Genomic DNA, 26,606 nt, shown 5'->3' with positions numbered 1-26,606 from the left:
CCCCGCCACCGGGAAACGGCGTTCAACGCCGGAAGATGACGCTGCCGATCCAGCCGGCGAAGGCAGCCAGGGCGATGCAGGCCAGGCCATAGAGCAGCGGCTGCTCGTGCGAGACGGTGGTGATCTCGGCTGCGGTGCCGACGCGCCGCACCTCGAAGGGCAGCTCCTGCCGCGCCACGACCCGTCCCTCGCGCACCAGCAGCACCTGCACGAAGTAGCTCCCGGGCGGCACGATGGAGGGCAGCGACAGCCGGGCGTGGAAAAGCCGGCCACCGGAGACCTGGACGGGTGCCTTGTCTTCCTGCCAGAGATTGGCCGCCACCTTGCGGTCCACCAGTGCCTGCCGGAAATCCGGGTCGCTGCTGCCCTGAACGCGACGGGCCAGGGCGTTCAGGCCGAGTTGCAGGGCGCGGCGCTCGTCCTGGCCCAACAGGCTCCGGAGCGGTTCCGTGCCGGTCAGCGCATACCAGGAGGGCACGTCGTCGAAGCGGGCGGAGCGGCCGTTGATCCAGGCCCCGAGCACGCGGGTCCGGCGACGAACGACCTGCGACTGCGCCGGGCCCTGTCCCACCACGATGACGTTGTCGCCCGAGGGGCCAATGGGACGCTCGGTGGCGCCGAAGACCAGCACGTCGGTGCCGGCGAAGGCGGTGGTGACCTCCACGCTGGGCTGGCCGAGTTGGGTGACCAGCGCCGGGGACCCTTGCAGCGGGGGGGGCGCCGGCGGCGGCGGCGGCAGGGGGGGCACCGGCTGGGCCGAAAGGGTGCCCGACAACAGGGCAGGCAGCAGAAAGGCCGCCAGCGCGCATGTCACGGCCACCCGGCGCGGGGCGGGCCCCTGCCGGGCCTTGCCTTGTTCCGAACCGCCGAATCTCACAACCCGCGCGCCACCGTCCAGCCCATCCTCCTGGCCGGCTTTCCCATCCCGCCGGCTTTCACCGCACGGGACCGATGGCATAGAGGCTGTCGGGCGTGCGCAGCAGTTCCCACAGCAGGCTGAGCGCCACCGTCAGCACCAGCGAGCCGAGCAGGGCCCGCATTTCCTCGCCCCGCAGCCGGTTGCCCCAGGCGGCCCCGAACTGCGCCCCGGCCACGCCGCCCAGAAGCAGCAGCAGCGTCAGCACGATATCCACCGAGCCGGTCTGCAACGCCTGCAGCAGCGTCACGCTGGCGGTGACGAAGGTGACCTGGAAGAGCGAGGTGCCGATGGTGACGGAGGTCGGGATGCCGAGCAGGTAGATCATCGCCGGCACCAGCATGAAGCCGCCGCCCACGCCCATGATGGCCGAGAGCAGGCCGATCCCCGCCCCCACGGCGAAGGGCGGGATGGCGGACATGTAGAGGCGCGACTTGCGGAAGCGGATCTTGAGCGGCAGGCCATGCGCCCAGGAATGCTGGTGCAGCCGCTTCGGCACGATGCCCGCGCGGCGGCGCAGGATGGCGCGCACGCTCTCGCGCACCATCAGCGCCCCGACCGAGCCCAGCACGACGATGTAGAAGAGCGACACGACCAGGTCCGCCTGGCCCATCCGCCGCAGCAGCACGAAGAGCTGCGTGCCGAGCGTGGAGCCGGTCAGGCCGCCCGCCAGCAGCACCAGCCCCATGCGGATATCGACATTGCCGCGCCGCCACTGCGCGATCAGGCCGGAGACGGAGGCGCCCAGCGTCTGGTTGGCGCCGGAGGCGACGGCGACGGGGGAGGGGATGCCGATCAGGATCAGGATCGGCGTCAGCAGGAAGCCGCCGCCCACGCCGAACAGCCCCGACAGAAAGCCGACGCCACCGCCGATCCCCAGCAGCAGAAGCGCATCCACCGACATTTCGGCGATCGGCAGATAGACCTGCATCCGATTCCCCGCATCCCCGCCCGGGGCATGACCCACAAGCCATAACCCAGAACCAGGCTCTGGTTGACACATGGCGACGGGAGGCCGGACGGAATCCTGCCCCCTGTGGCTTGCCGATCCAATCTTCGAATCGTGGCGGGTTTTCGGCTAAGGATCGGCAAAGACGGCCGCGTTGGCTTGCGGCCCGGAGGTTCCCTGGTGCCCCAAACCTTCTCCCTTTCCCGACGCCGCCTGCTCGGCGCCTCGCTGGCTCTCCCCGCCCTGGCCATGCCGGGCATCCGGCGGGCGCAGGCGGAGCCCGCCGGGCGCGTGTCGATCGTGCATTTCAACGATTTCCATTCGCACCACGATCCGATCGTGGCGGGCGGCGCGGCCTGCCGGGAAGGCAAGACCTGCTTCGGCGGCGCTGCCCGGCTGGCCACCGCGATCCGCGAGGCCCGGGCCGCCGCCACGGCGGATGGCTATGCGCCGCTGACGCTCGATGCCGGCGACGAGTTCACCGGCACGCTGTTCTATACCCTCCATCGCGGCGCGGCCGAGGCGGCGGTGCAGGTGGCCAACGGCGTCCAGGCCATGACCCTGGGCAACCACGAGTTCGACAACGGCCCGGCCAATCTCGCGCGCTACCTGGAGCGGCTGCCCTTTCCGGTCGTCTCCGCCAATCTCGACCTCGCGGACGAGCCGGCGCTGCGCGACCGCGTGATCCCCTGGACCATGCTGGAGGCCGGCGGGCGCAAGGTGGCGGTGATCGGCCTCACCACCCCGGAGACGGCGGTCACCTCCTCCGCCGGCCCCACGGTGCGCTTCGGCGACCCGGCCGCGGCGGTGGAGCGCGTTCTGCCGCAACTCCGTGCCCAAGGCGCCGCCACGGTGCTGGTGCTGTCGCATCTCGGCCTGGAATCCGACCGCAAGCTGGCGCGCGACGTGGCGGGCATCGACCTGATCGTCGGCGGCCATTCGCACACGCTGCTGGCCAATGGGCTGGACGGGGCGGAGGGCCCGGACCCGGTGATGGAGCAGGGGCCGGCGGGCCTCGTCCGCATCGTGCAGGCGGGCTGCTACAGCCGCTATCTCGGCCGGCTGGACCTCGACCTCTCGCCGGAGAGCCGCGTGCTGTCGCATCGCGGGCTGATGCGCGAGCTGACCATGGACGTCGCCCCCGACCCGGCGGTCGCCGCCATCGTCGCCACCTATGCCAGGCCGCTGGAGGAGCTACGCCGCAAGCCGGTGACCACGATGCCGGCGACGCTGAGCAACGAGAGCTGCCGCACCGGCGAATGCGCCCTGGGCAACCTGATGGCCGATGCCATGCTGGCCGCCATGCCGAAGGCCGATGCCGCCATCACCAATGGCGGCGGCATGCGCACCGGGCTGGTGGAGGGCACGGTGACCATGGGCGACATCCTGGCCATGCTGCCCTTCAACAACACCCTGGCCACCGCGACGCTGAAGGGGTCGGACATCAAGGCCGCGCTGGAGAATGGCCTTTCCCGCGCCCCGGAAAGCATCGGTCGCTTCCCGCAGGTGGCCGGGATGCGCGTGGTCTGGAACATCCAGCGCCCGCCCGGCGAACGCGTCGTGAGCCTGGAGATCGGCGGCAAGCCCTATGATCCCGAGAAGGCCTATCGCATCGTCACCAACAACTTCATGCGCCAGGGCGGTGACGGCTATGACAGCTTCCGCGACAAGGCGCTGGAACACTACGACAACGGTGCGCCGCTGGAGGATGCCCTGATCGACTACCTCTCCGCCGGCAAACCCCTCCCCGGCATCGACGGCCGCCTCGCCCGCGGGAGCTGAAGGGGGTCTGGCGTGGCGCTCCGGGAGGCTCGTCGGGGCAGTGCCCCGACCCCGGACCCTCCGCTCAGGGGGATTGTATCCCTCCGAAACCCCGCCATGAGCACTCCGCGAGGAGGGGCTGACCGCCGTTTCGCCAGATGGTGACCGGCATCCCGTTCCCCTCCTCGCGGAGCGCTCACAGGGTTCCCAGGGACTAACGTCCCTGGGCGGGGTGTCCAGAGGGGCAGAGCCCCTCTGGCCCCGGCCCGACCCTCTCTTCAGGACGCCGCGACGCGGGCGGTTTCGGCGGCTTCGGCGGTGGCGAATTCGCTGCTGACGGAGGCGTGCTGGCGGCGCTGGCGGTGGTTCTCGATGCCCAGGGCGGGGAAGAGGAGTTCGGCGACGCGGTAGGCTTCCTCCAGATGGGGGTAGCCGGAGCCGATCACCGTCTCGATGCCGACCTGCTGGTATTCGCGCAGGCGCTGGGCGACCTGGGCGGGGGTGCCGACCAGGGCGGTGCCGGCGCCGCCGCGGATCAGGCCGACGCCGGCCCAGAGGTTGGGCGCCACCACGAGGCGGTCGCGGCGGCCGCCATGGAGCTCGGCCATGCGGCGCTGGCCGACGCTGTCCATCTCCTTCAGGAAGCGCTGCTGCGCCACCTCGATGGCCTTGTCGGACACGCGGGAGATCAGCGTCTCGGCAGCCCTCCAGGCCTCGTCCTCGTTCTCGCGCACGATGAAGTGCAGGCGAATGCCGAAGCGGACCCTGCGGCCGCGCAAGGCGGCGCGGCGGCGCACGGCCTCGACCTTCTCGGCCACCTGGGCCACCGGCTCGCCCCAGGTGAGATAGGTCTCGACCTGCTCGGCGGCGAGATCCTGCCCGGCCTCGGAGGAGCCGCCGAACCAGAGCGGCGGATGGGGCTGCTGCAAGGCGGTCAGGTCGAGATGCCCGTCCTCCATGCGGAAGTACCGGCTGTCGTGGTTCACCCGCTCGCCGGACAGCAGCCCGCGCCAGATGCGCAGGAACTCGGCGGCCTGGGCATAGCGCTCGTCATGCGGCAGGAAGACGCCATCCGCCGCCAGCTCGCGCGGATTGCCGCCGACCACGACGTTGAGCAGCAGGCGCCCATCGGCCAGCCGGTCCAGCGCCGCGGTCTGGCGCGCGGCGAAGGCCGGGGTGGTGACGCCGGGGCGCAGCGCCACGAGGAACTTCAGCCGCTCCGTGGCCGGCGCCAGGCCGGCGGCGGTGATCCAGCTGTCCTCGCAGTTCTGGCCGGTGGGCAGCAGCACGCCCTCGTAGCCCAGGCGGTCCACGGCCTGGGCGACCTCGCGGAAATAGCGGAACTCGGGCGGGCGCTGCTGCTCCCCGGAGCCGAGATAGCGCCCGTCGCCATGGGTGGGGATGAACCAGAAGAAGCGGATCGGCGTGTCGGTCATGCGGGGTGCTCGTCGAAAGGGTGGTTCAGGCGCGGGGCGGCGTCCAGACGGCGTCGCGCACCCGGACGGGGCGGCGGATCAGGCCGAGCTTCAGGAAGCGGTCTGCGGTGGCCTGCTGGTGCGCGATGATCTCGTCGCTCAGCGGCAGGATGCCGAAATCGGTGCGTTCGGCGGCCACGGTCTGGGCCTTGATCTCGACGCCGGTCACTTCGGACAGGGCCGAGGCGACCTCGCCCCGGTGGCTCGCGGCCCAGGCGGCGGCCTGCTTCAGCCCTTCCAGCGCCTGCACGATCACCTGCGGGTGCTTCTCGGCGAAGGCGCGGCGGGCGAGCAGGAAGGAGTTGGTCGGGGCGATCTCCGGCGCCGTGGCCAGGACGCGCACCTTCTCCCGCGCCTGTGCCAGGGCCAGGAAGGGGTCCCAGATCGTCCAGGCATCGATGTCGCCGCGCCCGAAGGCGGCGGCGGCGTCGGCCGGGCTCAGCAGGACGGGCGTGATGTCGCCATAGGCGAGCCCCGCCTTCTCCAGAGCAGCGACGGTGAGGTTGTGCGCGCTGGAGCCACGGGTGAAGCCGACGCGCCGGCCGCGCAGCCCGGCCACGGAGCGGATCGGCGAGGCGTCCCGCACGATGATGGCCTCGCCCGCACCGCTGGGCGGGGTGGCGGCGACATAGACCAGCTCGGCCCCGGCGGATTGCGCGAAGATCGGCGGCGCGTCGCCGGTATAGCCGAAATCGATGCTGCCGGCGTTCAGCGCCTCCAGCAGCGGCGGGCCGGCGGCGAATTCGGACCAGGTGACGGGAATCCTGGGTTCGGCCAGCCGCTGCTCGATCAGGTGCTGCTGCCGCGCGACAACGAGGAGGCCGATCTTCTGGTAGCCGATATGGAATTCTGTCGGCGGCGCGGCCCAGGCGGCACGCGGCAGCCCGGCGCAGCCGAGGGCGGCCAGCGAGAGGAGCATGTGGCGGCGTGTCGGCGGCATGGCGGAACCCCCATCGGAAAGCCAGGGTGGCGGATCTGCCGCACCCGTTTCTTGGCTTCCGATGAAGCACGCCGTTCAAGCGTTGGTCAATTTTATGAACGTAGTTTTATCGTGCAATATTCCGGCGCGCGGGAGAATAAACATCTCCGCCCTTCGCAGCGGATGACGGCGGGGTCATGGACACCAGGGCGGGCGGGTGATGCACTCGTGCCGCTGGAAGAACCTGCTGGACTCCGCCGATGACCCTTTCCCGTCGCGCCGCCGCCTTGATGGCCGCAGCGCCCCTCGCCCTTTCCCTGGTCTTCCCCGCCCAGGCCCAGACCACGCCCGACAAGGTGCTGCGCGTGGCGCCGCATGCCGATCTGCGCACGCTGGACCCGGTGGTGGCCTCGATCCTCATCACCCGTATCCACGGGACGATGATCTACGAGACGCTCTTCTCCTGGGATTCGCAGCTCCAGCCGAAGCCGCAGATGGTGGATCGGTTCGAGACCTCGCCCGACAACCTGACCTGGAGCTTCCATCTCCGCGACGGGCTGAAGTTCCACGATGGGCAGCCGGTGACCTCGCGCGACGTGGTGGCCTCACTGAACCGCTGGATGGCGCGCGACACGGCGGGCGCCAAGCTGCGCGAATACACCGCCTCGCTGGAGGCGGTGGACGACCGCAGCTTCACGCTGAAGCTGAACAGGCCGACCGGCAGCGTGCCCTTCATGCTGGGCTCGGCGGTCGGGCAGATTCCCGCGATCATGCGCGAGGCCGATGCGCGGACCGATCCCACCACGCCGGTCACGACGGCGATCGGCTCCGGCCCCTTCCGCTTCAACAAGGAGGCCTGGCGGCCCGGGGCGCTGGTCGTCTACGACCGCAACCCGGACTACGTTCCCCGCGCCGAGCCGCCCGATGGGCTGGCCGGCGGCCGGGTGGTGAAGCTGGACCGCGTCGAATGGCACATCATGCCCGACCCGGCCACGGCAGCCTCGGCCCTGCGGACGGGCGAGATCGACGTCTGGGAGCAGCCGGCCCAGGACCTCCTGCCGATGCTGGAAGGCGCGCGGGGCATCGTGGTGGACAAGTACACCACCAACCAGGCGATGCTGCGCCCGAACCACCTCTTCCCGCCCTTCAACGACCCGCGGGCGCGGCTGGCCATGGCCTATCTGGTGAACCAGGAGGATGCGCTGGCGGCCGGGGTGGGCGACGAGAAATGGTGGAAGACCTGCGGCAGCTATTTCGTCTGCGGCAGCCCGAACGGTACGGAGGCCGGTTCCGAGCCCTATGCCAAGCCGAACGTCGCCCGGGCGAAGCAGCTCCTGGCCGAGGCTGGCTACAAGGGCGAGAAGGTGGTGCTGATCACCACCAACGACATTCCCGCCATCGGCCGCATGGCCGAGGTCGCCGCCGCCAACCTCAAGGAAGGCGGCATGAACGTGGATGTCCAGTTCCAGGACTGGGGCACCGTGACCTCCCGCCAGCCGAAGAAGGACCCGCCGGACCAGGGCGGCTGGAACCTCTTCGTCACCTTCGCCTCCGCCGCCACCATGCAGTCGCCGATCACCAATATCGGCACGAACATGGCCTGCGACCGCGCCTGGGCCGGCTGGCCCTGCGACGCGGAGGCCGAGCGCCTGCGCAACGCCTATGTCGAGGCGATCGGACCGGAGGCGCAGCAGAAGGCGGTGGTCGCCCTGCACAAGCGCCTGACCGAAGTGCAGCCCTACCGCCTCCTCGGCCAGTTCGACCAGCCCTACGCCCGCCGCAGCAACGTCTCCGGCTTCGTGCCGGGGCCGGTGCTGACCTTCTGGAACGTCGAGAAGAAATAAGGCTGGCGTCGCTCCTCCTCGGGGGACAAGGCTCCGCCTTTTCCCCCGGACCCCCTCATCCGCCAGGACGCTGCGCGGCCTGGACCCAGTGAGTTGGTTCTTCCGGTGATCGGACCGCGCCGCCAGCGCGGAGACGGTGTTTCTCTTCTTTTCGCGGGCCCCGCGTTGCCACCTGCTCCCAAGGATCAGGCCGCAGGGCAACAGCCACCACCAGAGCCAACGCAAGCCCCGGGGTCCGGGGAGCGGCTTCGGTCCCCGGCGGAGAGGGGTCCGGGCGGAGAGGCAGCGCCTCTCCCCCGGCGGGCAACCACCAGCCTTCCCCCTGCCAAGGAGGATGCACCGGCCCGGCCCTGGCGCTATACGGGCCCGCATGAGTGAGAGCTTCTGGGATGTTGTGGTGGTGGGTGGCGGCCATGCCGGCACCGAGGCCGCCGCCGCTGCCGCGCGCTGCGGGGCGCGCACGCTGCTGCTGACCCACCGGCTGGACCGGCTGGGAGAGATGTCCTGCAACCCGGCGATCGGCGGGGTTGGCAAAGGGCATCTGGTGCGCGAGGTCGATGCGCTGGACGGCATCATGGGCCGGGCCGCCGATGCGGCAGGCATCCATTTCAAGCTGCTGAACGCTAGCAAGGGACCAGCGGTGCGCGGGCCGCGCGCCCAGGCCGACCGGGCGCTCTACCGCACCGCCGTGCAGGGCCTGCTGCGAGCGGTGCCGGGCCTCACCCTGCGCGAAGGCGCGGCGGAGGGGCTGGAACGCGATGCCTCCGGCGCCGTCTCGGCCGTGCTGCTGGCGGATGGCGCGCGGCTGCGCTGCGGCGCGCTGGTGGTGACGGCCGGGACCTTCCTGCGCGGGGAGATCCACGTCGGGCGGCGCCGCGAGGCCGCCGGCCGGGTCGGCGATGCGCCCTCGGTCGGGCTGGCCCTGGCGCTGGAGGCGCTGGGCCTGCCGACCGCCCGGCTGAAGACCGGCACGCCGCCACGCCTGGACGGGCGGACGATCGACTGGGCCGCGCTGGAGATGCAGCCGGGCGACGCGGTGCCCGAACCGCTGTCCTGGATGACGGAGCGGATCGCGAACCGGCAGGTGGAATGCGGCATCACTGCCACCACCCCGGAAACCCATGCGTTGATCCGCGCCAGGCTGCACGAGGCACCGATCCATTCCGGCCAGATCACCGGCCGCGGCCCGCGCTACTGCCCCTCCATCGAGGACAAGGTGGTACGCTTCGCGGAGCGGGAGCGGCACCAGATCTTCCTGGAGCCGGAGGGGCTGGACGACCCGACCATCTATCCCAACGGCATCTCCACCAGCCTGCCGGCGGAAGTCCAGGCGGCGATGATCGCGACCATCCCAGGGCTGGAGCGGGCGGTGATCCTGCGCCCGGGCTATGCGGTGGAATACGATTTTTTCGACCCGCGTGCCCTGCGCCCGACGCTGGAGGCCAAGTCGGTGCCCGGTCTCTTCCTGGCGGGGCAGGTCAACGGCACCACCGGCTATGAGGAAGCGGCCGCGCAGGGGCTGCTGGCCGGGCTCAACGCCGCCGCCCGGGCCGGGGGGCTCCGGGAGGACCGCCTGCTGCTCCGCTCCGAAGCCTATCTCGGCGTGCTGGTGGACGACCTGACCACCCAGGGGGTGAGCGAGCCCTACCGCATGCTGACGGCGCGGGCCGAGCACCGCCTCTCGCTGCGGGCCGACAATGCCGGGCTGCGGCTGACCGCGCTCGGCCTGAGCTGGGGCTGCGTCGGGCCGGAACGCGCCGCCCGCTTCGCCGGCTTCGGCCGGGCGGTCGAGGCGGCGCTGCAACGCGCCCGCACCGAGAGCGCCACGCCCAGCGCCCTGAACGCCGCCGGCATCCCGGTGAACGAGGACGGCAAGCGGCGCACGGTGCTGGAGGTGCTCGCCCTGCCCGGCACGGATGCCGGCCTCGCCTTCCCCTGGCTGCGCGGTCTCGCTCCGGCCGTGCTGGCTCAGATGGAGGCCGAGGCGCTCTATGCCCCCTATCTGCGTCGGCAGGAGGCCGAGATGCGCCTGCTGGAACGGGAGGAGCGTCTCCGTATTCCCGAAGGGCTGGATTTCGCCATGGTCCCTGGCCTTTCCACCGAAATGCGCCAGCGGCTCGACGCCGCCCGTCCCGCCACGCTGGGCATCGCCGGGCGCGTGCCGGGCATCACCCCGGCGGGCGTCGCCGCGCTGGCCGGGCATCTGCGGCGCTTGTCCGAGAAGCCGCGCGGGGTGGCGGCATGATCCCGGTTCCACGTGAAACGCGGGAACGGCTGGATGCCTATGCCGCGATGCTGCTGCGCTGGAACGAGCGGATCAACCTGATCGCCCCGCGCGACGCCGCTGCCTTCCGCACCCGGCATATCGAGGATTCGCTCCAGCTCCTCCCCCTCCTTCCCGGCAACCAGGCCCCCGCTGCCGATCTGGGATCGGGCGGCGGGCTGCCGGGGATGGTGCTGGCCCTGGCCGAGCCCGGGCGACTCTGGAACCTCGTGGAGTCGGACAAGCGCAAATCCGCCTTCCTCCAGGCCGTGGCGGGAGAGCTGGGCGCCACCAACGTCACCGTGCACCCACGCCGGATCGAGGACACCACCCTCCCCCCGCTGGGCGTTCTGACCGCCCGCGCACTGGCGCCGCTCAGGCTGCTGCTGCCCTATGCCGCGCGCTTCCTGGCGCCGGAGGGCATTGCCTTGTTTCCGAAAGGCAAAACCGCCGAGGCCGAGTTGACCGAGGCCACCCCCTCATGGTCCATGGCGGTGGAACGGTTCCCCAGCGGGACCGACCCTTCCGCCACTCTTCTCCGCATCTCCGGGATACGACGTGCCGGCCTCTGATACCTCTCCCCGGCGGCGTGGCCCCGGCTCCTCCCGACCGGCCCACCGCCTCGCCCTCGCCAACCAGAAGGGTGGCGTGGGCAAGACCACGACCGCGGTGAACCTCGCCACCGCCTTGGCCTCCACCGAACGGGTGCTGCTGATCGACCTCGATCCGCAGGGCAACGCCTCCACCGGCCTCGGCAGCCCGCGCGCCCAGCGCGGCGCCGGCACCTATGCGCTGCTCACCGGCCAGAAGACCCTCGCCGAGGTGATCGCCCCGACGCAGATCCCCAACCTCTCCCTCCTCCCCGCCGATGCCGATCTCGCGGCGGCGGAGGTCGAGCTGGTGAACGAGGAGAAGCGCGAGCGCCGCCTCGTCGATGCGCTCGATGCCGGAGGCGAGGTGCTGAAGGACTACGACCGCATCATCTTCGACTGTCCGCCCTCGCTGGGGCTAGTGACGCTGAACGCGCTGGTCGCCGCGCATTCCGTGCTGGTGCCGCTGCAGGCCGAGTTCTTCGCGCTGGAAGGCGTCTCCCAGATCGCCCGCACGCTGGACCGCGTCCGGCGCGGCCTGAACCCGGCGCTGGAGCTGGAAGGCATCGTCCTGACCATGGTGGATCGGCGCAACAACCTGTCCGAACTGGTCGGTGCCGATGTGCGCTCCTTCTTCAAGGACAAGGTCTTCGAGACCACCATTCCCCGCAATGTCCGGGTCAGCGAGGCGCCCTCCCACGGGTTGCCGGTGATCCTCTACGATTCCCGCTCGGCGGGCGCACAGGCCTATATCCGCCTTGCCGCCGAGCTGCTGAAGCGCGAACGCGCCCGCAAGCGCACGGCAGGCCCTGCTCCCGAGGAGGAAAAAGCCGCCGAGAAGGAGACCCCGTGAAGAAGCCTGCCCGTCTCGGCATGGGCCTGTCGGCCCTGCTGGGTGATGCCCCCGTCGCCGTCGCCGCCACCGCCTCCCCCAGCGACCACCAGCGCATGCTGCCGATCGAGGCGCTGGAGCCCGGCCCCTTCCAGCCGCGCGGCCCGATGGAACAGGAGGCTCTGCAGGAGCTGGCGGAATCCATCCGGGAGCACGGCATCCTGCAGCCGATCCTGGTGCGGCCGAAGCCCGGGACAAGCGGCGTCTGGCAGATCATCGGCGGCGAGCGCCGCTGGCGCGCGGCGCAGCTCGCCAGGCAGCACGAGGTGCCGGTCGTCGTCCGCGACTTCGACGACCGCACCGCCATGGCGGCCGGCCTCGTGGAGAACCTGCAGCGCGAGGATCTGAACCCGCTGGAGGAGGCGATCGGCTACCAGCGCCTGCTCGACGATTTCGGCCTGAAGCAGGAAACGCTGGGCCAGGCGGTGGGCAAGAGCCGCAGCCATGTCGCCAACACGCTGCGCCTGCTGAACCTGCCGGACAAGGTGCGCGCCCTGCTCTCCTCCGGCTCCCTCACCGCCGGCCACGCCCGCGCCCTGCTGACCGCCGACGACCCCGTGGCCCTGGCCGAACAGGTGGTGACCCGGGGGCTGAACGTCCGCCAGACCGAGGCCCTGGCCGCCGCCACCCCGGCCAGGCCCAATGCCGCCCGCACAGTGTCGGACCCGGAAACCAAGGCGCTGGAAAAGGACCTGGGCGAGCGCCTCGGCCTCGGCGTGGCCATCCGGCGTTCCGGCAAGGGCGGCAAGCTCGTCCTGTCCTGGCGGGACCTCGACCAGCTCGAAAGCGTCCTGCGCCTGCTGAAACCAGGCACGGCACCGCATCCGGGCGACGCCTGACGTTGCACCCTCCCAGGGGAAAGGCGCCGCCTTTCCCCCGGACCCCCTATCCGCCAGGACCCTGCGGGCCCTGGACCCATTTTCGTTGGTTCTGTCTGACGCCGGATCGCGCCGGAGAGCATCGCTCTCCGGCGGACTGCCGGTGCCACAGGCGCGGACACGGTATCTTTCTTTTCGGGAGCCCCGCCTCTCCACCTGCTCCCAGGGATCAGGCCGCAGGGTAACGGTTACCACCAGCGCCAACGCAAGCCCGGGGTCCGGGGACCGGCTTCGGTCCCTGGCGGAGAGGGGGTCCGGGGCGAGAGGCAGAGCCTCTCCCCCGGCGGTCAGCCACGAAGCGCAACACTCACCAGCAGGGGTCAGATGAGCGGGGGCCGGACGCGTGGGGCCTGTGCCGCCCGTCCCCTGCCCCGGGGCCGGACGCCTTCCGCTTTCCGCGCCGCCAGGGGTTCCGGCAGGCGCGGTCCGGTGGAGCGGGTGCGGAGATCGCGGGCCGCCTGTTCCAGCACATCCCCGAAGAGCTCCAGCATATCCGGATGCAGCTCCTCCAGGAGCCGCTGGATGCCTTCGACCACCAGCCAGTCCCGGACCAGCCTGGCCTCTGCCTCCTCCGCGGAGGGCAGGACAGTGGCTCCCCTGACGGCCAGGGCCGGAACCGGCCCTTCAGGCTCCAGGGGGACCGGCTGGGAATGCGTCAGGGCTTCGCGCATGTCTGGCTCCGGGCTCGGCAGGGATGACCGAACGTGCCGGGCAGGATGCAGGCTTTCTCCGGGCGCGACTGTATCGGACCGCACAGAATGGTCATCTTCCGGCCATCCTTCCGACCGGTTCGGCGGCTGGGCGCCTAACGCCGTGCCAGCGTGGCCGCCCTGCGGGCCAGGGCCATCACCGCCTCGCGCGCCACGGCGCGGTCGGGCACGGGCTTGCCGGTGCCGCCGGATTTCACCCGCGCCTCGGCCCGCAGCAGCATGGCGCCCATCTCGGCCAGGGCGGCCGGGCGCCAGATCCGCAGCGCCCGCTCGAAGCCCGGCTTGTCGCGGAAGAAGACGGGGGGACGCAGCGCCTGCATCGCCGTGCCGGGCGGCTGCCCTGCCGCGACAGCCAGCGCGGCCAGATGCAGCCGCTGCACATGACGCAGCGCAGCGCGGATCGCTGCCACCGGGTTGATCCCCTCGGAAAAGGCGCCTTCCAGCAGGGCATCCGTGCGCGGCACCTCGCCCGCCGTGGCGCTCAGCAACGCCTCGCCGATCTCGGCGCTGATCCCCTCTTCGAGGCAGGCGAGGACATCCTCCTCCCCCACCGTGCCGCCGGGCCCGACATAGAGGGCGAGCTTTTCCAGGCTGCGGCGCATCAGGCGGCGGTCCTCGCCCAGCCGCTCGCTCAGCCAGCCCAGGGCGGAAGGCTCCACCTTTACCCCTTCCTCGCGCAGGATCTCGCCGATGCTGGCGGTCAGCGCCTCGCCGCGCTCGCGCCAGCATTCCACCGCCACCGCCTCGCCTGGCCCTTCGGCCAGGGCGCGCAGGCGGGAGGACTTCGGCAGTTCGCCCGCCTCCAGCACCACCAGCGCCTCGCCGCGCCCGGCCAGAACCTCGCGCGCCGCCGGGGCCAGGGCATCCGTGGCATCGCGAACACGCACGAAGCGCCGTCCGCCGGTCATGGCCAGGGCCGCCGCCTCGCCTGCCAGGGCACCGCCCCGCTGCGCCTGGTCGCGCGCCAGCTCCGCCACACGGAAGGGATCGTCGCCACCGACCACGGCGCGCAGCAGCGCATCGGAACGCTCCCGCACCAGGCCGGGGTCGTCGCCATAGAGCAGCACGAGCCGTGCCGCGCCGGGATCGCGCAGGAAGGCGGCGACGCGGCGCGCCTCGATCTTGGGCATGGCGCCGCTCCTTCAGCTCGGTCCGCGGGGCGGCCGGGTCAGGCGCTCCGGCCCGCCGCCTGCGAGGACAGGGCGATGGCGACCTTCTCCACGATATCGTTGGAGATCAGGTCGATCAGCCGGCGCTGCGCCGCCTCGGAGGCGACATCGGCCGCGAAGAACTGGTTGTCCGGCAGGTTCCAGGCATCGGCGCTCGTCTCCGCGCCGCTGGCGACCAGCACCGGCGGCACCGCGGCCGTGTAGAGCTGCCAGGGGGCCGTGACGACATAGCGGGAGCGGGTGGCCGCGCCATCCCGGCGGAAGCCCTCCTGCTCCACGCCGATCTGCAGCGCGGCCCGCAGGTCGTAGCGTGGCGTCACGCCATAGCCGGAGCCCAGCCGGTGCTGCAGCGTCCGGCGCAGGAGCTGCCCGCTGCGCTCCGGGATCAGGGCGACCTGCACCGAGGCCAGTTCCTCCCGCGTGGCGCCGGCGGCGGCCGACTGGCCGCCCGGCGCATAGAGCGGCCGGAAGCCGCAACCGCCGAGCAGCCCCGCCATGCCACCTGCCGTCACGCCCAGAAGGGCCCGCCTGCTCCAGCGCTCGCGCAAGTCTTTCCCCCTCAAACGACGAAGTTGACGATACGGCCGGGCACGTAGATGCGCTTGCGCACCGGCTTGCCGGCGATGGCGCGCTGCACGTTCTCCTCCGCCTCCGCCGCCGCGACCACCGCGGCCTCGTCGGCCCCGACCGGCACCTGGATCGTGGCGCGCAGCTTGCCCAGCACCTGCACGGCGATGGTCATGCTTTCCGCCACCAGCAACGTCGGATCGGCCTCGGGCCAGTCCAGCTCCGCCACCAGCCTCTCCCCGCCGGGGCGCAGCATCGACCACAGCTCCTCCGCCAGATGCGGCATGGCCGGGGCGATCAGCCGGGCCAGCGCCTCCAGCCCCTCGCGCCGCGCGGCGCCGTCGGCGTCCTTCGCCGCTTCCAGCGTATTGGCGAACTCGTGGATGCGGGCCACGCCGACATTGAAGGCGAAGCTCTGCCAGGCCTCGCTCACCGCCGCGATGGTGCGGTGGGTCGCCTGGCGCAGCGCCCGGCCCGCCTCGCCCGGCCCGGTGCCGGGCGCGGGCAGGTCCGCCACGGCATTGCTCACCAGCCGCCACAGGCGCTGCACGAAGCGGTGCGCGCCGGTGACGCCGCCCTCGGACCATTCCATGTCGCGGTCCGGCGGGTTGTCGGAGAGGATGAACCAGCGCGCCGTGTCGGCGCCGAAGCGGTCGATGATCGCGCCCGGATCGACCGTGTTGTTCTTCGACTTCGACATCTTCTCGCCGCGGCCGATGGTCACGGCCTCGCCCGTCGCCTTTGCCGTGGCGGTCCCGTCGGGGGCGATCTCCACCTCCTCCGGATAGAGCCAACGGCCGTCCGCGGCGCGATAGGAGGCGTGCGTCACCATGCCCTGGGTGAACAGTCCGGCGAAGGGCTCGGGCGTGGCCACCTTCCCCATGCCGTGCAGCGCGCGGGTGAAGAAGCGCGAATAGAGCAGGTGCAGGATCGCGTGCTCGATGCCGCCGATGTACTGGTCCACCGGCATCCAGTGGTTCACCGCCTCCGCCACCAGCGGCGTCGATGCGCGCGGCGCGGTGAAGCGGGCGAAGTACCAGGAACTGTCCACGAAGGTGTCGAAGGTGTCCGTCTCGCGCCGCGCCTTCGCGCCGCATCGCGGGCAGTCGACGTGCTTCCAGGTCGGGTGGTGGTCCAGCGGGTTGCCGGGTTTCGAGAAGTCCACGTCCTCCGGCAGCCGCACCGGAAGCTGCTCCGCCGGCACCGGCACGACGCCGCAGGCCTCGCAATGGATCGCCGGGATCGGGCAGCCCCAGTAGCGCTGGCGCGACACGCCCCAGTCGCGCAGGCGCCAGTTCACCACGCCGCGGCCGGCGCCCTTCTCCTCCAGCGCGTCGATGGCGGCGCGCTTGGCGGAGGCGGTGTCCCTGCCGTCCAGGAAGCCGGAGTTGATCATCACGCCGTCCTCGGTGAAGGCGATGTCGCCCACCGTGAAGGTGGCGGCGTCCCCACCTTTCGGCAGCACCACCGGCGTCACGTCCAGCCCGTATTTCCGCGCGAAGTCCAGGTCGCGCTGGTCATGCGCCGGGCAGCCGAAGAGCGAGCCTGTGCCGTATTCCATCAGCACGAAGTTGGCGATCCAGACGGGAAACGTCGCGCCCTCGATGAAGGGGTGCCGCACGCGGAAGCCGGTGTCGAAGCCGCGCTTCTCCGCCTGCTCGATCGCCGCCTCGGAGGTGCCGGCGGAGCGGCACTCGGCGATGAAACCCGCGGCCCCCGGATCGCGCGCGGCGGCCGCGGCGGCCAGCGGATGCTCGGCGGCGACCGCCAGGAAGCTCATGCCGAAGAGCGTGTCCGGCCGGGTGGTGAAGACCTCCACCTCCGGGATGCCGTCCACCGGCTGCTCCAGCGCGAAGCGCACCCGCGCACCCTCGCTGCGGCCGATCCAGTTCGCCTGCATCGTCCGCACGCGCTCGGGCCAGCGCTCCAACCCGTCCAGCGCCTCCAGCAGCTCCGGCGCGAAGCGGGTGATGGACAGGAACCACTGGCTCAGCGACTTCTTCTCGACCATGGCGCCGGAACGCCAGCCGCGCCCGTCGATCACCTGCTCGTTGGCCAGGACGGTGCCGTCCACAGGGTCCCAGTTGACCCAGCTCTCCTTGCGCTCGACCAGCCCGGCCTTCCAGAAATCCAGGAACAGCGCCTGTTGCTGGCCATAGTATTCCGGGTCGCAGGTGGCGAGCTCCCGGCTCCAGTCCAGGCTCAGCCCCATGCGCTTCAGCTCGGCGCGCATGGCGCTGATGTTGGCGTAGGTCCACTTCGCCGGATGCACGCCGCGGTCGCGCGCCGCGTTCTCCGCCGGCAGGCCGAAGGCGTCCCAGCCCATCGGGTGCAGCACGGCATGGCCGGTGGCGCGCTTGTGCCGCGCGATCACGTCGCCCAGCGTGTAGTTCCGCACATGCCCCATATGGATCTTGCCGGAGGGGTAGGGGAACATCTCCAGCACATAGGCCTTGGGCTTCGTGCCGTCGGGCACGTCGGGAACGGCGAAGCAGCCACGCGCCTCCCATTCCGCCTGCCAGCGCGGTTCGGCAGCGGCGAAGTCGTAGCGGGCAGGCGTGGCGGCGTCAGTCATCTCGTTCCGGCTGTCTCAGCAGAGGCGCGGCCGGGGCGGCCCGGCCTTTCCGGAAGCCGCCGCCGGGCTGCGAAGCCCATGGGAAACCCTGGAAGAGCCCGGCATCCGGCCGGAATTGCCGCCAGGATTAAGCCGCCTGGATGGCGGTGGGAAGGGCGGGGATCGGGAAGCAGAGTTAACCTTTCGGATTGCATCCTCTAGGATGAAGGACGAAAACCGAAACACGTCTCAGTTGTGGAACCTGAATGACCTCTGTCACCGCGTGCCGGGCCCAGCCGGCATGCACCGGCATGGCGGATGACGCGGCCGGCCGTCCGGGGGAAGCCCAGGACGCCGGAACCGTCCCGCACGGCCTGGCGGGGGCCGCGGCATCGCCCCCGGCCGCCACACACCCCTCGCCGCCCGCCGACGAGGACCACGCGGCGGCCCATCGCTTCCAGGCGGTGGTGGACAATGTCGCCGAGGGCATCGTGGTGGCCGACGCGACCGGCCGGATCACCTATGCCAACCGCAAGATGTTCGGCATCCTGGGCTGGGCGCCGGAGGAGCTGCTGTGCCGCAACGTCGCCATCCTGGTGAATTCCCAGGAAGCAGGCCAGCACCACGGCTACATGGCGCGCTACCGGGAAAGCAGGACGCCGCGCGTCGTCGGCATCGGGCGGGAAACCATCGCCCGGCACCGCGACGGCCGCCCGGTGCCGATCCATCTGAGCCTGTCCGACGTGGAGATGGACGGAGGGCAGCACTTCGTCGCGGTGATCCGCGACAACACGGCCTTGCATGCCGCCGCCGCCCGCATCGAGCGCCTCGCCTATGTGGACGAGCTGACGGGGCTGCCCAACCACAGCCGGCTGCGGGAGGTGCTGGCCGCACATCTCGGCCAGCCGGACGCCACCGCCACGCTGCTGCGGCTGCGGATGGAAGGGCTGGACAAGATCGTCGCCGCCACCGGCCGGCCGACCGGCCAGGAGGCCGTGCGCGCCGTGGCCAGGCGCATCGCGCCGCTGCTGCCCGGCGATGCCCTGCTGGCCCGCTCGGAGGAGGAAGGCTTCGACATCCTGCTGACCGACCCCGCCGCCCAGACCCGGGCCGAGGCCCTGGCGGCGCGGATCGGCGAGGCGATGGAAGGCATGGCCCTGGCGCCGGGCGGCACGCCGCTGCCCGCCCTCGCCATCGGCCTGGCCCGGGCGCCGGAGGACGGTCCCTCGGCCGAGGCGCTGCTGGAAGCCGCCACGGTGGCGCTGCTGGAGGCCCGGCCGCAGACGCCGCAGGGAACCTCCGGCCAGGTCCGGCGCTTCGCCGCGCCGATGCGCACGGCGACCCGGCACCGCTTCGCCCTGTTCCAGGACCTGCACCGGATGCTCGATGGCGGGCCGGAAAGCGGCCTCTTCGTCGAGATCCAGCCCCGCTACACCGCCGCCGGCAAGGTGCTGACCGGCGGCGAGGCCCTGATGCGCTGGCGCCGGGCCGATGGCCGCCTCGTCCCGCCCGCCGAGTTCATCCCGGTGGCCGAGGAGACCGGGATGATCCGCGGCCTGACCGACCGGCTGCTGGAACAGGTCGCCCCGTTGCTGCCGAAGCTCGCGCCCGGGCAGAGGATCGGCATCAACCTGCCGCCCGTCTGTCTCGCCAACGGCCATTTCGCGGCGCGGCTGGAGGAAAGGCTGGCGCATTGCCGCACCTCCGGCGACCGGCTGGTGATCGAGGTGACCGAGGGCGCGCTGGCCGGGGAGGCCGCGCCGGTGGAACGCAACCTGATGGCGCTGCGCCGGATCGGCTGCCACATCGCCATCGACGATTTCGGCACGGGCTATTCCTCCCTGTCGCGGCTGCGCGAGCTGCCGATCGACGAGCTGAAGATCGACCGCTCCTTCGTCCGGGCCGCCGCCACCAGTCCGCGCGGGGCCGATTTCCTGCGGGCCATCGCCGCCATGGGTCAGGCGCTCGGCCTGCACCTGGTGGCCGAAGGCGTGGAGACGGAGGCCGAGCTCGCCATGGTGCGGCAGGTCGGCTGCCACGAGGTCCAGGGCTGGCTCTGGGGCCGCGCCATGCCGGTGGAACACTTCCTGGCCCTGCCCGCGGCATGATCCGGGCGGCCGCTTTCCCGGATGTTCCGTCGTTGCGCTTCGTGGCGGCCCGCCGGGGGAGAGGCGCCGCCTTTCCCGCCGGACCCCCTCTCCGCCGGGGACCGGAGCCGGCTCCGGCCGGCAGCGAAGAGCCAACGAACGGGAGGTCCAGGAACCTCAGGTTCCTGGCGGATAAGGGGGACGGGGAAAAGGCGGAGCCTTGTCCCCCGGGAAGCGCGGCGCCGAAGGTGAAGCATGACCGATGACCGGCCGTCGCTCGCCGTTCCGCCGATCCGGGGCACCACGGCGGTCATGAACAGCCATCCTCCCTTCGGCGTGCCCTGGTCCAGCCCTGCCGCGGCCGGCTTCGATCCCACCCGCTTCGCCCGGGTGCTGAACCGGGCACAATCGCTGGGCAGCGAGGGGCTGCTGGTGCTGCGGGAGGGCCGCGCGGTCGGCGGCATGGGCAATCCGGCCTGGAAGGCGAATATCCGCTCGATCCGGAAGTCCATCCTCTGCGCCCTGATCGGCATGGCGGTGGCGGAGGGGCGGATGGACCTGTCGGCGACGCTGGAATCCCTCGGCATCGACGATCGCGAGGGGCTCTCGCCGATGGAGCGCGGCGCCACGGTGTACGACCTGCTCACCGCGCGTTCCGGGATCATGCATCCGGCCGGCTATGAGAGCGACTGGATGAAGCAGATCAAGCCGCCGCGCCACGCCCATCCGCCCGGCACGCGCTGGACCTACAACAACTGGGACTTCAACGCCCTCGGCACGATCTACGAGCGCGCGACCGGCCAGGGCATCCCGGAAGCCTTCGCCGGGCGGCTGGCCGCGCCGCTGGGGATGGAGGATTTCGCGGCCGGCGACGCCTTCCATGTGCCATCGCCCGAAAGCCTCCATCCGGCCTATCCGATCCGGCTTTCCGCTCGCGACCTCGCCCGCTTCGGCCAGCTCTGGCTGCAGGAAGGGCGCTGGGGGGAGGAACAGCTCGTGCCGGCGGACTGGGTGCGCGCCTCGGTGCGGCCGGTCTCGGATGCCGGGGATGACGGCGCCTACGGCTACATGTGGTGGCTCTGCCGCGACGGCATCCACCTGCCCGGCGTGATCCTGCCCCGCGATGCCTGTTCGGCGCGCGGCTGGGGCGGGCATTTCCTGCTGGTGGTGCCGAGCCTCGACCTGGTCGTGGTCCATCGCGCGCAGACCGAAACCGAACCCTTCCGCACCGTGAGCAAGCCGGCGATGGGCCTTCTCACCGCCGCGCTGCTCGACTCCCTGGTCTGAGGAAACGCCCCATGGAACTGGATTCGCTGCTGCTGGAACGCCGGGTGGACGCGCTGCTCGCCCCCTGGACGGAGCGCAAGGGGCCCGGCGTGGCGCTGGGCGTGGTGCGGAAGGGGGAGCTGGTGCTGCACCGGGGCGCCGGGCTCGCCAGCATCGAGCACGGCGTGCCGGCCGGGCCGGGCACGCGCTTCCGCATCGCCTCGGTCAGCAAGCAGTTCACCTGCGCCGCGATCCTGATGCTGCGGGAGGAAGGGAAGCTCTCGCTGGACGACCCGGCGCGGCGGCACCTGCCGGAACTGCCCGATCTCGACCCCGGGATCACCGTCGCGCACCTGATGCACAACACCTCCGGCATCCGCGACATGCTGGAGATCCAGCGCCTGGGCGGCGCGGATCTCGGCACGGCGGTCGATTCCGCCACGCTGCTGGAGGGCATCCGCCGCCAGCGCCGGCTGAACTTCGCCCCCGGGTCGCGCTTCCTCTACAGCAACAGCAACTTCCTGCTGCTGGGCCGCATCGCCGAGCACCTGTCCGGCGAGCCGCTGCCCGGCTTCCTGGAACGGCGGATCTTCGCGCCGCTGGGCATGAGCGACACGCGGATGGTGGAGGACCCCTACGAGGCGGTGCCGCGGCTGGCCACCGGCTATCGTCCCGGGGAGGGCGGCGGCTGGGCGCGCGCGCCGCACGGCTTCCGCATCGGCGGCGAGGGCGGGCTGGTCTCCAGCGTCGAGGACCTGGCGCTGTGGGACCGCAACTTCACCACCCGGCGGATCGGCGCGGACTGGCTGGACGCGCTTTCGGAGCAGACGCCCTTCAACAACGGGCGGGAGAACTTCTATGCCCGCGGCCTGATCGTGCGCGGCTATCGCGGCGTGCGGACGGTCAGCCATTCCGGCCTCTGGCCCGGCTACCGCACCGAGTTCCTGCGCGTGCCCGGCCACGAGGTGACGGTGATCGCCATCACCAACGACAGCACCGCCGATCCCGGCGCCCTGGCGAAGCGGGTGCTGGACGTGATCCTGGAGGAACGGCCGGGCATCCGCCCGGCGCGGGCCCTGCCCCCGCCTGGCGAGCTGGAGGCGCTGGCCGGCCGCTACCTGGACCCGGACAGCACCACGACGCTGGACATCGCGGCGACCGGGGATGGCGGGGCCATGCTGTCGCTGAACGGCCTCTCCGTGAAGGCCGTGGTGGCACCGGACGGGCGGCTGATGTCGCCCGCCAGCAGCACCGCGCTCTTCATCCGGCCGCTGGGGCCGGAGCTGATCGAGGTGGAGCAGGATGCCGGGCATGTCGCGCGCTGGCACCGCGTGGCCCCCGGCGGCGCCCTGCCGCCCGGCCTCGCCGGCACCTGGCGCAGCGAGGAGATGGACGCGGTCTGGACCATCGCACCGGAAGAGGACTGGCTGGCGGTGCGGGTGCGCGGTCCGGTGGTCTCGGCCGGCCCCTGGCGGGTCGAGGCGGTGGAGGGCGACGTGGTGCGCGTGCATGTGCCCGGCACGCTGATGAATGGCTGGCTGGACGTGCGGCTGCTGCGCGACGCGGCCGGGGCGCCCACGGGGCTGGAGGTCCATGGCGGCCGGGCGAAGCGCGTGGCCTATCAGCGACTCGGCTGAGGTCCCGCGTGGGGATCGTGGCGCCGGAGACTGAAAAGGGGGAAAGGCATGGCCTTTCCCCCCGAAGCAGGAAGAGATTTCCGCGGCCGGGGCTCGTCTCAGCCCTTGCCCGCCTTGGCCTTGGCCAGTTCCTCCTTCACCGCGGCCAGTTCCTCGCGCAGCAGGTCGACCTCGCTCGGCGGGGCGGAGCCTTCGCGGCGCGTGGCGCTGAAGGGGCTGAAGAGGGTCATGGCGCGTTCCATCATCGCCATGTTCTGCTTGCCCAGCTCCTCGAAGCCGGCGAAGGGCGTGGGGAACGGGGTCAGGCCGCCCATCGCCTCCACGGAACGGCGGATCTGCTCCTGCTGCTGGGCGAAGCCGGTCATCACCGTTTCCAGGTAGCGCGGCACCACGGTCTGCATGTTGCCGCCATAGAGGCCGATCAGTTGCCGCAGGAAGGAGGTCGGCAGCATGGCGCTGCCCTTCGATTCCTCCTCGACGATGATCTGCGTCAGCACCGAGCGGGTGATGTCGTCGCCCGACTTGGCATCGTAGACGACGAAGTCGCGCCCGGCGCGGACCATCTGGGCGAGGTCCTCGAGGGTGACGTAGGAGCTGCTCTCGGTGTTATAGAGACGCCGGTTGGCGTATTTCTTCACCACCACCGGTGGCTTGGCCGGCTGGGAAGTTCCCTGGCCGGTCGCCTGACCGGAACCGGCGGTGTCGTCGTCCGGCATTTCGCGGAGCCTCGTGGGTTCGACCATGTGGGCACCCTCCCTGTTCTTTGGGCTTCATGCTAGCCCCACTATGCGGCGGCGCGAAAGGGTTGTGCGCAGGAGGATGGATGTCGCACCCCGATGAGGGGGATCGGGAGCATGAGGCGCGGACGCTGGAACAGCTGGCCGAGGACTGGATCACCCTGTGGCAGACGGAAATCGCCGGATGGATGACCGACCCGGAGCTGGCACGGATGCTGGCCGCCTGGATGTCGCAGGGCGCGGCAGGCTGGGGCGGGGCGGCGCCCGGCGCCCCAGGGGGATTATCCGGGGGATTACCAGGGGGATTACCCGGCGGGAGCCCCAACGGCCCCATGGGCATGCCCGGCGCCGGGTGGCCCGCAGGCGGGTGGCCCACGGGATGGCCCGCCGGGCCTACGCCTCATGAGTTCGGCCCCTTCGCCGCCTTCTTCCGCACCCCGCCGGGGGCCACGCCCCCTGCCCCTCCACCTTCTGCTGGCGGGGTGGCGGGCGCAGCTGGCACTGGCGATGCTTCCGCCGCGCTCGTCGAGATCCTCCTGCGACGCGTGGCAGAGCTGGAGCGGCGCCTGGCCGGTCTCGGCCCGGACGCGGCGGGAGGCGTTGCGCCTGCTGCGCGACCTCGACGCGTCCGGGTCAAGCGCCGATGAGCTGCGGGCCGCGGTGGCACGGCGCCTCCTCGACCTCGATTCGGGGCTGATCGGCGGGCTCGCGGCCTATCGCCGGCACGAACCCCGCCCGGAACGCCCGGAGCATCCCGTCCTCTGGCAGGAAGGCGCCAGCCGGCTGCTGGACCATGCGCCGCCCGGCCAGGACCAGGCCGCCGGCCCTACCCTGCTCTTCGTGCCATCCCTGGTGAACCGCGCCTGGGTGCTGGACCTGATGCCAGGACATTCGATCCTGGCCTGGCTGGCGGAACAGGGCGCGCGCCCGCTGCTGCTGGACTGGGGCTATCCCGGCGCGACGGAGCGGGGGATGGACCTGACCGGCTTCATCGCCGGGCGGCTGGAGCGCGCCCTGGCGGCACTGCCCGGGCCGGTCGTGCTGGTGGGCTATTGCATGGGCGGGCTGCTGGCCCTGGCGGCGGCGCTGCGGCGGCCGGACCGGGTGCGGGCCCTGGCCCTGCTGGCCACGCCCTGGGACTTCCATGCCGGGGAGCAGGCCGGGCGCGCCACCAGCCTGGCCGCGCTGCTGCCGGTGCTGGAGCCGATGCTCGCCACCACGGGCACGCTGCCGGTCGAGGTGATCCAGGCCCTCTTCGCCCAGCTCGATCCGTTCGGCGTGGCGCGCAAGTTCCGTGCCTTCGCCCGGCTGAAGCCGGGCTCCGCGCGGGCGGCGCATTTCGTGGCGCTGGAGGACTGGCTGAACGACGGCGTCCCCCTGCCCGCCCCGGTGGCGCGGGAATGCCTGGGCGGCTGGTACGGGCAGAACACGCCCGCCCGCCTGCAATGGCGCGTGGCGGGCGAGGCCGTCGATCCCGCGCGCTGGCAGGGCCCGGCCTTTGTCGCCATCCCGCACCGCGACCGCATCGTGCCGCCCGACAGCGCCCGCGCCCTGGCCGAGGCCCTGCCCGGCGCCGTGCGGCACGAGGCGGCGGCAGGCCATATCGGCATGGTCGCCGGGCGCACGGCGGAAACGGCGCTGTGGCGGCCGCTGCTGGACTGGGTGCGCGGGCCGGGGTGACGGGGACCGGGGCGCCGCGCGGCGCCTTCAGGAAGGCTCGCGCCGGCCCCGTTCCCGCAGGGCCTGGACGATGCCGAGCAGGCTGATGCCGATCCAGAAGAACTCCATCAGCGCCGAGGCGAGGTTGAAGTTCCGCGACAGGGACAGGGCGATCAGTCCCGAGCCGCAGAGGTTGACGAGCGGGAAGGCCAGGCCGGTCGCGGCCAGCAGGCGGGCCTGGGTCAGGAAATAGGCCGTCACCACCATCAGCGTCCCGATGGAGCCCACCAGATCCACCAGGGTCAGCCGTTGCAGAAGCTCCGCCATCCCGCCCCGTCATCCGCCTCGCATCCGGCGCCCTCTACAACAAGGACGGATCGCCGTGCAGCCCGCCGCCCATCCCGGGCATGGCTCCCAGGACGAGTTCGGGAGCAACTCCGTGTCCGCTGCGGCGTCCTGCCCCTGGTGCAACCCGCCGAAGAGGTCTCCCATGCCCGCCCGCCAGCACTATGCCCCGCCCGGTCCCCTTGGCTTCGGCGGCGCCCCCCTGGGCAACATGTTCGAGCGTGTCTCCGATGCCGATGCCGCCGCCACGCTCCAGGCGGCCTGGGACTGCGGCATCCGCTACTTCGACACCGCGCCGGAATACGGGCCCGGCATTTCCGAGCACCGATTCGGGGAGTTCCTGCGCAACCGGCCGCGCGACGAGTTCGTGCTTTCCACCAAGGTCGGGCGGCTGCTGCGGGCCGATGCCGGCAAGGGCGGGCAGCACGGGCCCTTTGTCGCCGGCCTGCCCTTCCGGGTGGACTACGACTACACCGCCGACGACGTCCGCCGCTCCATCGAGGACAGCCTGCAGCGCCTGGGCCTGGCCCGCATCGACGTGGCCTATATCCATGACTGCGCCGAGGACGCGCACGGGCCGCGCTGGCACGAGGTCTTCGATACCGCGATGAAGGGCGCCGCCGTGGCGCTGACGAAGCTGCGGGAGGAAGGGGTGATTCGCGCCTGGGGCCTGGGGGTGAACCGGGTCGAACCCTGCGTCATGGCGCTGGAGCAGGCCGATCCGGATGTCTTCCTGCTCGCCGGCCGCTACAGCCTGCTGAACCAGCCGGCGCTGGAGGAGCTTTTCCCCCGCTGCGCCGAACGGGGCGCGCATGTGGTGGTGGGCGGCCCGTACAATTCCGGCCTGATCGCCGGCGGCCGGAACTTCGAGTACCAGGAGGCTTCCGCCGAGAAGGTCGCCGCGCGCGACCGCCTCGCCGCCATCGCGAAGCAGCACGGCGTGGACCTGCGTGCCGCCGCGCTGCAGTTCTGCGCCGCGCCGTCGGTGGTCTGCTCCGTGATCCCCGGCACCAAGAACCCGCAGCGTGTGCGGGAGAATGTGGAGCTGATGCGCCAGCCGATCCCGGCCGGTTTCTGGCAGGCGTTGAAGCAGGAGGGAGTCCTTCCCGAAGCGGCGCCCGTTCCGGGTGGATAGTCCAGCCACGGCCTTTCCGGCACGCCCGTGGCCCTGGGGGAAGGCGCCGCCGGCCTTCGGCACCGAAGCAGTGCTTCGCCCCCCGAGCCTCATCCGCCAGGATCCTGAGGTCCCTGGAACTCCCTTTCGCTGGCTCTCCGGCGATGGCGGGTGCCATGGGCGCGGGCATGGTATTCCTTTCCTGGTCCCCCGCTCGCCCGCCGCACTTCCGGATGAAGCCGTGGGGCTGACGGCAACCGCCCGAAGCCGACTC

General features: G+C 71.7%; 21 protein-coding genes. 11 read left to right on the top strand and 10 right to left on the bottom strand.

Translation table 11 applies throughout. The features are described from left to right. Positions 1 to 22 precede the first annotated feature (22 nt). Both CTJ15_RS18195 and CTJ15_RS18190 read right to left on the bottom strand, forming a co-directional pair. The gene (locus CTJ15_RS18195) at positions 23 to 820 is read right to left on the bottom strand and encodes a TIGR02186 family protein (protein WP_193009615.1); all 798 of its coding nucleotides are present in this window, start codon (positions 818 to 820) and stop codon (positions 23 to 25) included. 115 nt (positions 821 to 935) lie between these two features. Next, a complete protein-coding gene (locus CTJ15_RS18190; protein ID WP_019463056.1) occupies positions 936 to 1,847 on the bottom strand; it encodes a sulfite exporter TauE/SafE family protein in 912 nt (303 codons plus the stop codon). Positions 1,848 to 2,045: 198 nt separating this feature from the next. Between CTJ15_RS18190 and CTJ15_RS18185 the strand changes: the two genes are divergently transcribed. Then, positions 2,046 to 3,647, top strand: a complete 1,602-nt coding sequence (locus tag CTJ15_RS18185) for a bifunctional UDP-sugar hydrolase/5'-nucleotidase (protein ID WP_226945980.1) — start codon at positions 2,046 to 2,048, stop codon at positions 3,645 to 3,647. A gap of 257 nt (positions 3,648 to 3,904) precedes the next feature. Here the strand turns inward: CTJ15_RS18185 and ssuD are convergent, their stop codons facing one another. Then, positions 3,905 to 5,062, bottom strand: coding sequence for an FMNH2-dependent alkanesulfonate monooxygenase (gene ssuD, locus CTJ15_RS18180; RefSeq protein WP_019463054.1), 1,158 nt, complete (start codon positions 5,060 to 5,062; stop codon positions 3,905 to 3,907). 25 nt (positions 5,063 to 5,087) lie between these two features. Further along, positions 5,088 to 6,041: an aliphatic sulfonate ABC transporter substrate-binding protein gene (locus tag CTJ15_RS18175; protein ID WP_075822499.1), complete on the bottom strand. Its 954-nt coding sequence runs from the start codon at positions 6,039 to 6,041 to the stop codon at positions 5,088 to 5,090. 239 nt (positions 6,042 to 6,280) lie between these two features. Here CTJ15_RS18175 and CTJ15_RS18170 point away from each other — a divergent pair, with 239 nt between their 5' ends. From CTJ15_RS18170 to CTJ15_RS18150, 5 genes are all read left to right on the top strand, one after another. Continuing rightward, positions 6,281 to 7,864, top strand: a complete 1,584-nt coding sequence (locus tag CTJ15_RS18170) for an ABC transporter substrate-binding protein (RefSeq protein ID WP_075822500.1) — start codon at positions 6,281 to 6,283, stop codon at positions 7,862 to 7,864. A gap of 370 nt (positions 7,865 to 8,234) precedes the next feature. Next, the gene (mnmG, locus tag CTJ15_RS18165; RefSeq protein ID WP_099781800.1) at positions 8,235 to 10,109 is read left to right on the top strand and encodes a tRNA uridine-5-carboxymethylaminomethyl(34) synthesis enzyme MnmG; all 1,875 of its coding nucleotides are present in this window, start codon (positions 8,235 to 8,237) and stop codon (positions 10,107 to 10,109) included. Next, the gene (gene rsmG / locus CTJ15_RS18160; protein WP_019463050.1) at positions 10,106 to 10,699 is read left to right on the top strand and encodes a 16S rRNA (guanine(527)-N(7))-methyltransferase RsmG; all 594 of its coding nucleotides are present in this window, start codon (positions 10,106 to 10,108) and stop codon (positions 10,697 to 10,699) included. Before mnmG ends, rsmG begins: the two co-directional genes overlap by 4 nt. A 76-nt stretch (positions 10,700 to 10,775) precedes the next feature. Next, a complete protein-coding gene (locus CTJ15_RS18155) occupies positions 10,776 to 11,570 on the top strand; it encodes a ParA family protein (RefSeq protein ID WP_019463049.1) in 795 nt (264 codons plus the stop codon). Between the two features lie 20 nt (positions 11,571 to 11,590). Further along, positions 11,591 to 12,448, top strand: coding sequence for a ParB/RepB/Spo0J family partition protein (locus CTJ15_RS18150; protein WP_075822590.1), 858 nt, complete (start codon positions 11,591 to 11,593; stop codon positions 12,446 to 12,448). Positions 12,449 to 12,807: 359 nt separating this feature from the next. On the opposite strand, the gene CTJ15_RS18145 is transcribed toward CTJ15_RS18150, so the two are convergent. From CTJ15_RS18145 to leuS, 4 genes are all read right to left on the bottom strand, one after another. Then, on the bottom strand, positions 12,808 to 13,158 hold the full coding sequence (locus tag CTJ15_RS18145; protein ID WP_019463047.1) for a hypothetical protein: 351 nt from the start codon (positions 13,156 to 13,158) through the stop codon (positions 12,808 to 12,810). A gap of 134 nt (positions 13,159 to 13,292) precedes the next feature. Beyond that, a complete protein-coding gene (gene holA, locus CTJ15_RS18140) occupies positions 13,293 to 14,327 on the bottom strand; it encodes a DNA polymerase III subunit delta (RefSeq protein WP_075822591.1) in 1,035 nt (344 codons plus the stop codon). Between the two features lie 38 nt (positions 14,328 to 14,365). Next, the gene (gene lptE / locus CTJ15_RS18135; RefSeq protein ID WP_051005027.1) at positions 14,366 to 14,914 is read right to left on the bottom strand and encodes an LPS assembly lipoprotein LptE; all 549 of its coding nucleotides are present in this window, start codon (positions 14,912 to 14,914) and stop codon (positions 14,366 to 14,368) included. Between the two features lie 11 nt (positions 14,915 to 14,925). Next, a complete protein-coding gene (gene leuS, locus CTJ15_RS18130) occupies positions 14,926 to 17,508 on the bottom strand; it encodes a leucine--tRNA ligase (RefSeq protein ID WP_075822592.1) in 2,583 nt (860 codons plus the stop codon). 290 nt (positions 17,509 to 17,798) lie between these two features. Between leuS and CTJ15_RS18125 the strand changes: the two genes are divergently transcribed. From CTJ15_RS18125 to CTJ15_RS18115, 3 genes are all read left to right on the top strand, one after another. Beyond that, a complete protein-coding gene (locus tag CTJ15_RS18125) occupies positions 17,799 to 19,595 on the top strand; it encodes a bifunctional diguanylate cyclase/phosphodiesterase (RefSeq protein ID WP_193009614.1) in 1,797 nt (598 codons plus the stop codon). A gap of 234 nt (positions 19,596 to 19,829) precedes the next feature. Next, positions 19,830 to 20,861: a serine hydrolase gene (locus CTJ15_RS18120; RefSeq protein ID WP_099781798.1), complete on the top strand. Its 1,032-nt coding sequence runs from the start codon at positions 19,830 to 19,832 to the stop codon at positions 20,859 to 20,861. A gap of 11 nt (positions 20,862 to 20,872) precedes the next feature. Continuing rightward, positions 20,873 to 22,477 (top strand): serine hydrolase, encoded by a 1,605-nt coding sequence (locus tag CTJ15_RS18115; protein WP_099781797.1) that lies wholly within the window; start codon positions 20,873 to 20,875, stop codon positions 22,475 to 22,477. A gap of 98 nt (positions 22,478 to 22,575) precedes the next feature. Here the strand turns inward: CTJ15_RS18115 and phaR are convergent, their stop codons facing one another. After that, the gene (gene phaR, locus CTJ15_RS18110; RefSeq protein ID WP_019463040.1) at positions 22,576 to 23,220 is read right to left on the bottom strand and encodes a polyhydroxyalkanoate synthesis repressor PhaR; all 645 of its coding nucleotides are present in this window, start codon (positions 23,218 to 23,220) and stop codon (positions 22,576 to 22,578) included. Between the two features lie 594 nt (positions 23,221 to 23,814). Here phaR and CTJ15_RS18105 point away from each other — a divergent pair. Continuing rightward, entirely contained in the window at positions 23,815 to 24,894 is a 1,080-nt protein-coding gene (locus CTJ15_RS18105; RefSeq protein ID WP_193009613.1) for an alpha/beta fold hydrolase, read from the top strand. 27 nt (positions 24,895 to 24,921) lie between these two features. Here CTJ15_RS18105 and CTJ15_RS18100 read toward each other — a convergent pair whose 3' ends face one another. Then, positions 24,922 to 25,200 carry a hypothetical protein gene (locus CTJ15_RS18100; protein ID WP_019463038.1) on the bottom strand — a complete coding sequence of 93 codons (279 nt, stop codon included), beginning with the start codon at positions 25,198 to 25,200 and terminating at the stop codon, positions 24,922 to 24,924. A 163-nt stretch (positions 25,201 to 25,363) separates the two neighbouring features. On the opposite strand from CTJ15_RS18100, the gene CTJ15_RS18095 reads away from it, so the two are divergent. Then, on the top strand, positions 25,364 to 26,353 hold the full coding sequence (locus CTJ15_RS18095; protein WP_075823577.1) for an aldo/keto reductase: 990 nt from the start codon (positions 25,364 to 25,366) through the stop codon (positions 26,351 to 26,353). The last annotated feature ends 253 nt before the right edge of the window (positions 26,354 to 26,606 follow it).

The organism is Roseomonas sp. FDAARGOS_362 (assembly GCF_002754815.1).
GTDB lineage: Bacteria > Pseudomonadota > Alphaproteobacteria > Acetobacterales > Acetobacteraceae > Roseomonas > Roseomonas mucosa.
This window is presented reverse-complemented; position numbering and strand designations above follow the sequence as displayed.

Excerpts from the sequence above, each read along its gene's own strand:
- leuS (WP_075822592.1), bottom strand. The coding sequence starts at position 17,508 with ATGACTGACGCCGCCACGCCTGCCCGCTACGACTTCGCCGCTGCCGAA.
- CTJ15_RS18100 (WP_019463038.1), bottom strand. The coding sequence starts at position 25,200 with ATGGCGGAGCTTCTGCAACGGCTGACCCTGGTGGATCTGGTGGGCTCC.
- CTJ15_RS18125 (WP_193009614.1), top strand. The coding sequence starts at position 17,799 with ATGGCGGATGACGCGGCCGGCCGTCCGGGGGAAGCCCAGGACGCCGGA.
- CTJ15_RS18170 (WP_075822500.1), top strand. The coding sequence starts at position 6,281 with ATGACCCTTTCCCGTCGCGCCGCCGCCTTGATGGCCGCAGCGCCCCTC.
- CTJ15_RS18190 (WP_019463056.1), bottom strand. The coding sequence starts at position 1,847 with ATGCAGGTCTATCTGCCGATCGCCGAAATGTCGGTGGATGCGCTTCTG.
- ssuD (WP_019463054.1), bottom strand. The coding sequence starts at position 5,062 with ATGACCGACACGCCGATCCGCTTCTTCTGGTTCATCCCCACCCATGGC.
- CTJ15_RS18115 (WP_099781797.1), top strand. The coding sequence starts at position 20,873 with ATGGAACTGGATTCGCTGCTGCTGGAACGCCGGGTGGACGCGCTGCTC.
- CTJ15_RS18150 (WP_075822590.1), top strand. The coding sequence starts at position 11,591 with ATGGGCCTGTCGGCCCTGCTGGGTGATGCCCCCGTCGCCGTCGCCGCC.
- CTJ15_RS18095 (WP_075823577.1), top strand. The coding sequence starts at position 25,364 with ATGCCCGCCCGCCAGCACTATGCCCCGCCCGGTCCCCTTGGCTTCGGC.
- rsmG (WP_019463050.1), top strand. The coding sequence starts at position 10,106 with ATGATCCCGGTTCCACGTGAAACGCGGGAACGGCTGGATGCCTATGCC.
- holA (WP_075822591.1), bottom strand. The coding sequence starts at position 14,327 with ATGCCCAAGATCGAGGCGCGCCGCGTCGCCGCCTTCCTGCGCGATCCC.
- mnmG (WP_099781800.1), top strand. The coding sequence starts at position 8,235 with ATGAGTGAGAGCTTCTGGGATGTTGTGGTGGTGGGTGGCGGCCATGCC.
- phaR (WP_019463040.1), bottom strand. The coding sequence starts at position 23,220 with ATGGTCGAACCCACGAGGCTCCGCGAAATGCCGGACGACGACACCGCC.
- CTJ15_RS18120 (WP_099781798.1), top strand. The coding sequence starts at position 19,830 with ATGACCGATGACCGGCCGTCGCTCGCCGTTCCGCCGATCCGGGGCACC.
- CTJ15_RS18175 (WP_075822499.1), bottom strand. The coding sequence starts at position 6,041 with ATGCCGCCGACACGCCGCCACATGCTCCTCTCGCTGGCCGCCCTCGGC.
- CTJ15_RS18145 (WP_019463047.1), bottom strand. The coding sequence starts at position 13,158 with ATGCGCGAAGCCCTGACGCATTCCCAGCCGGTCCCCCTGGAGCCTGAA.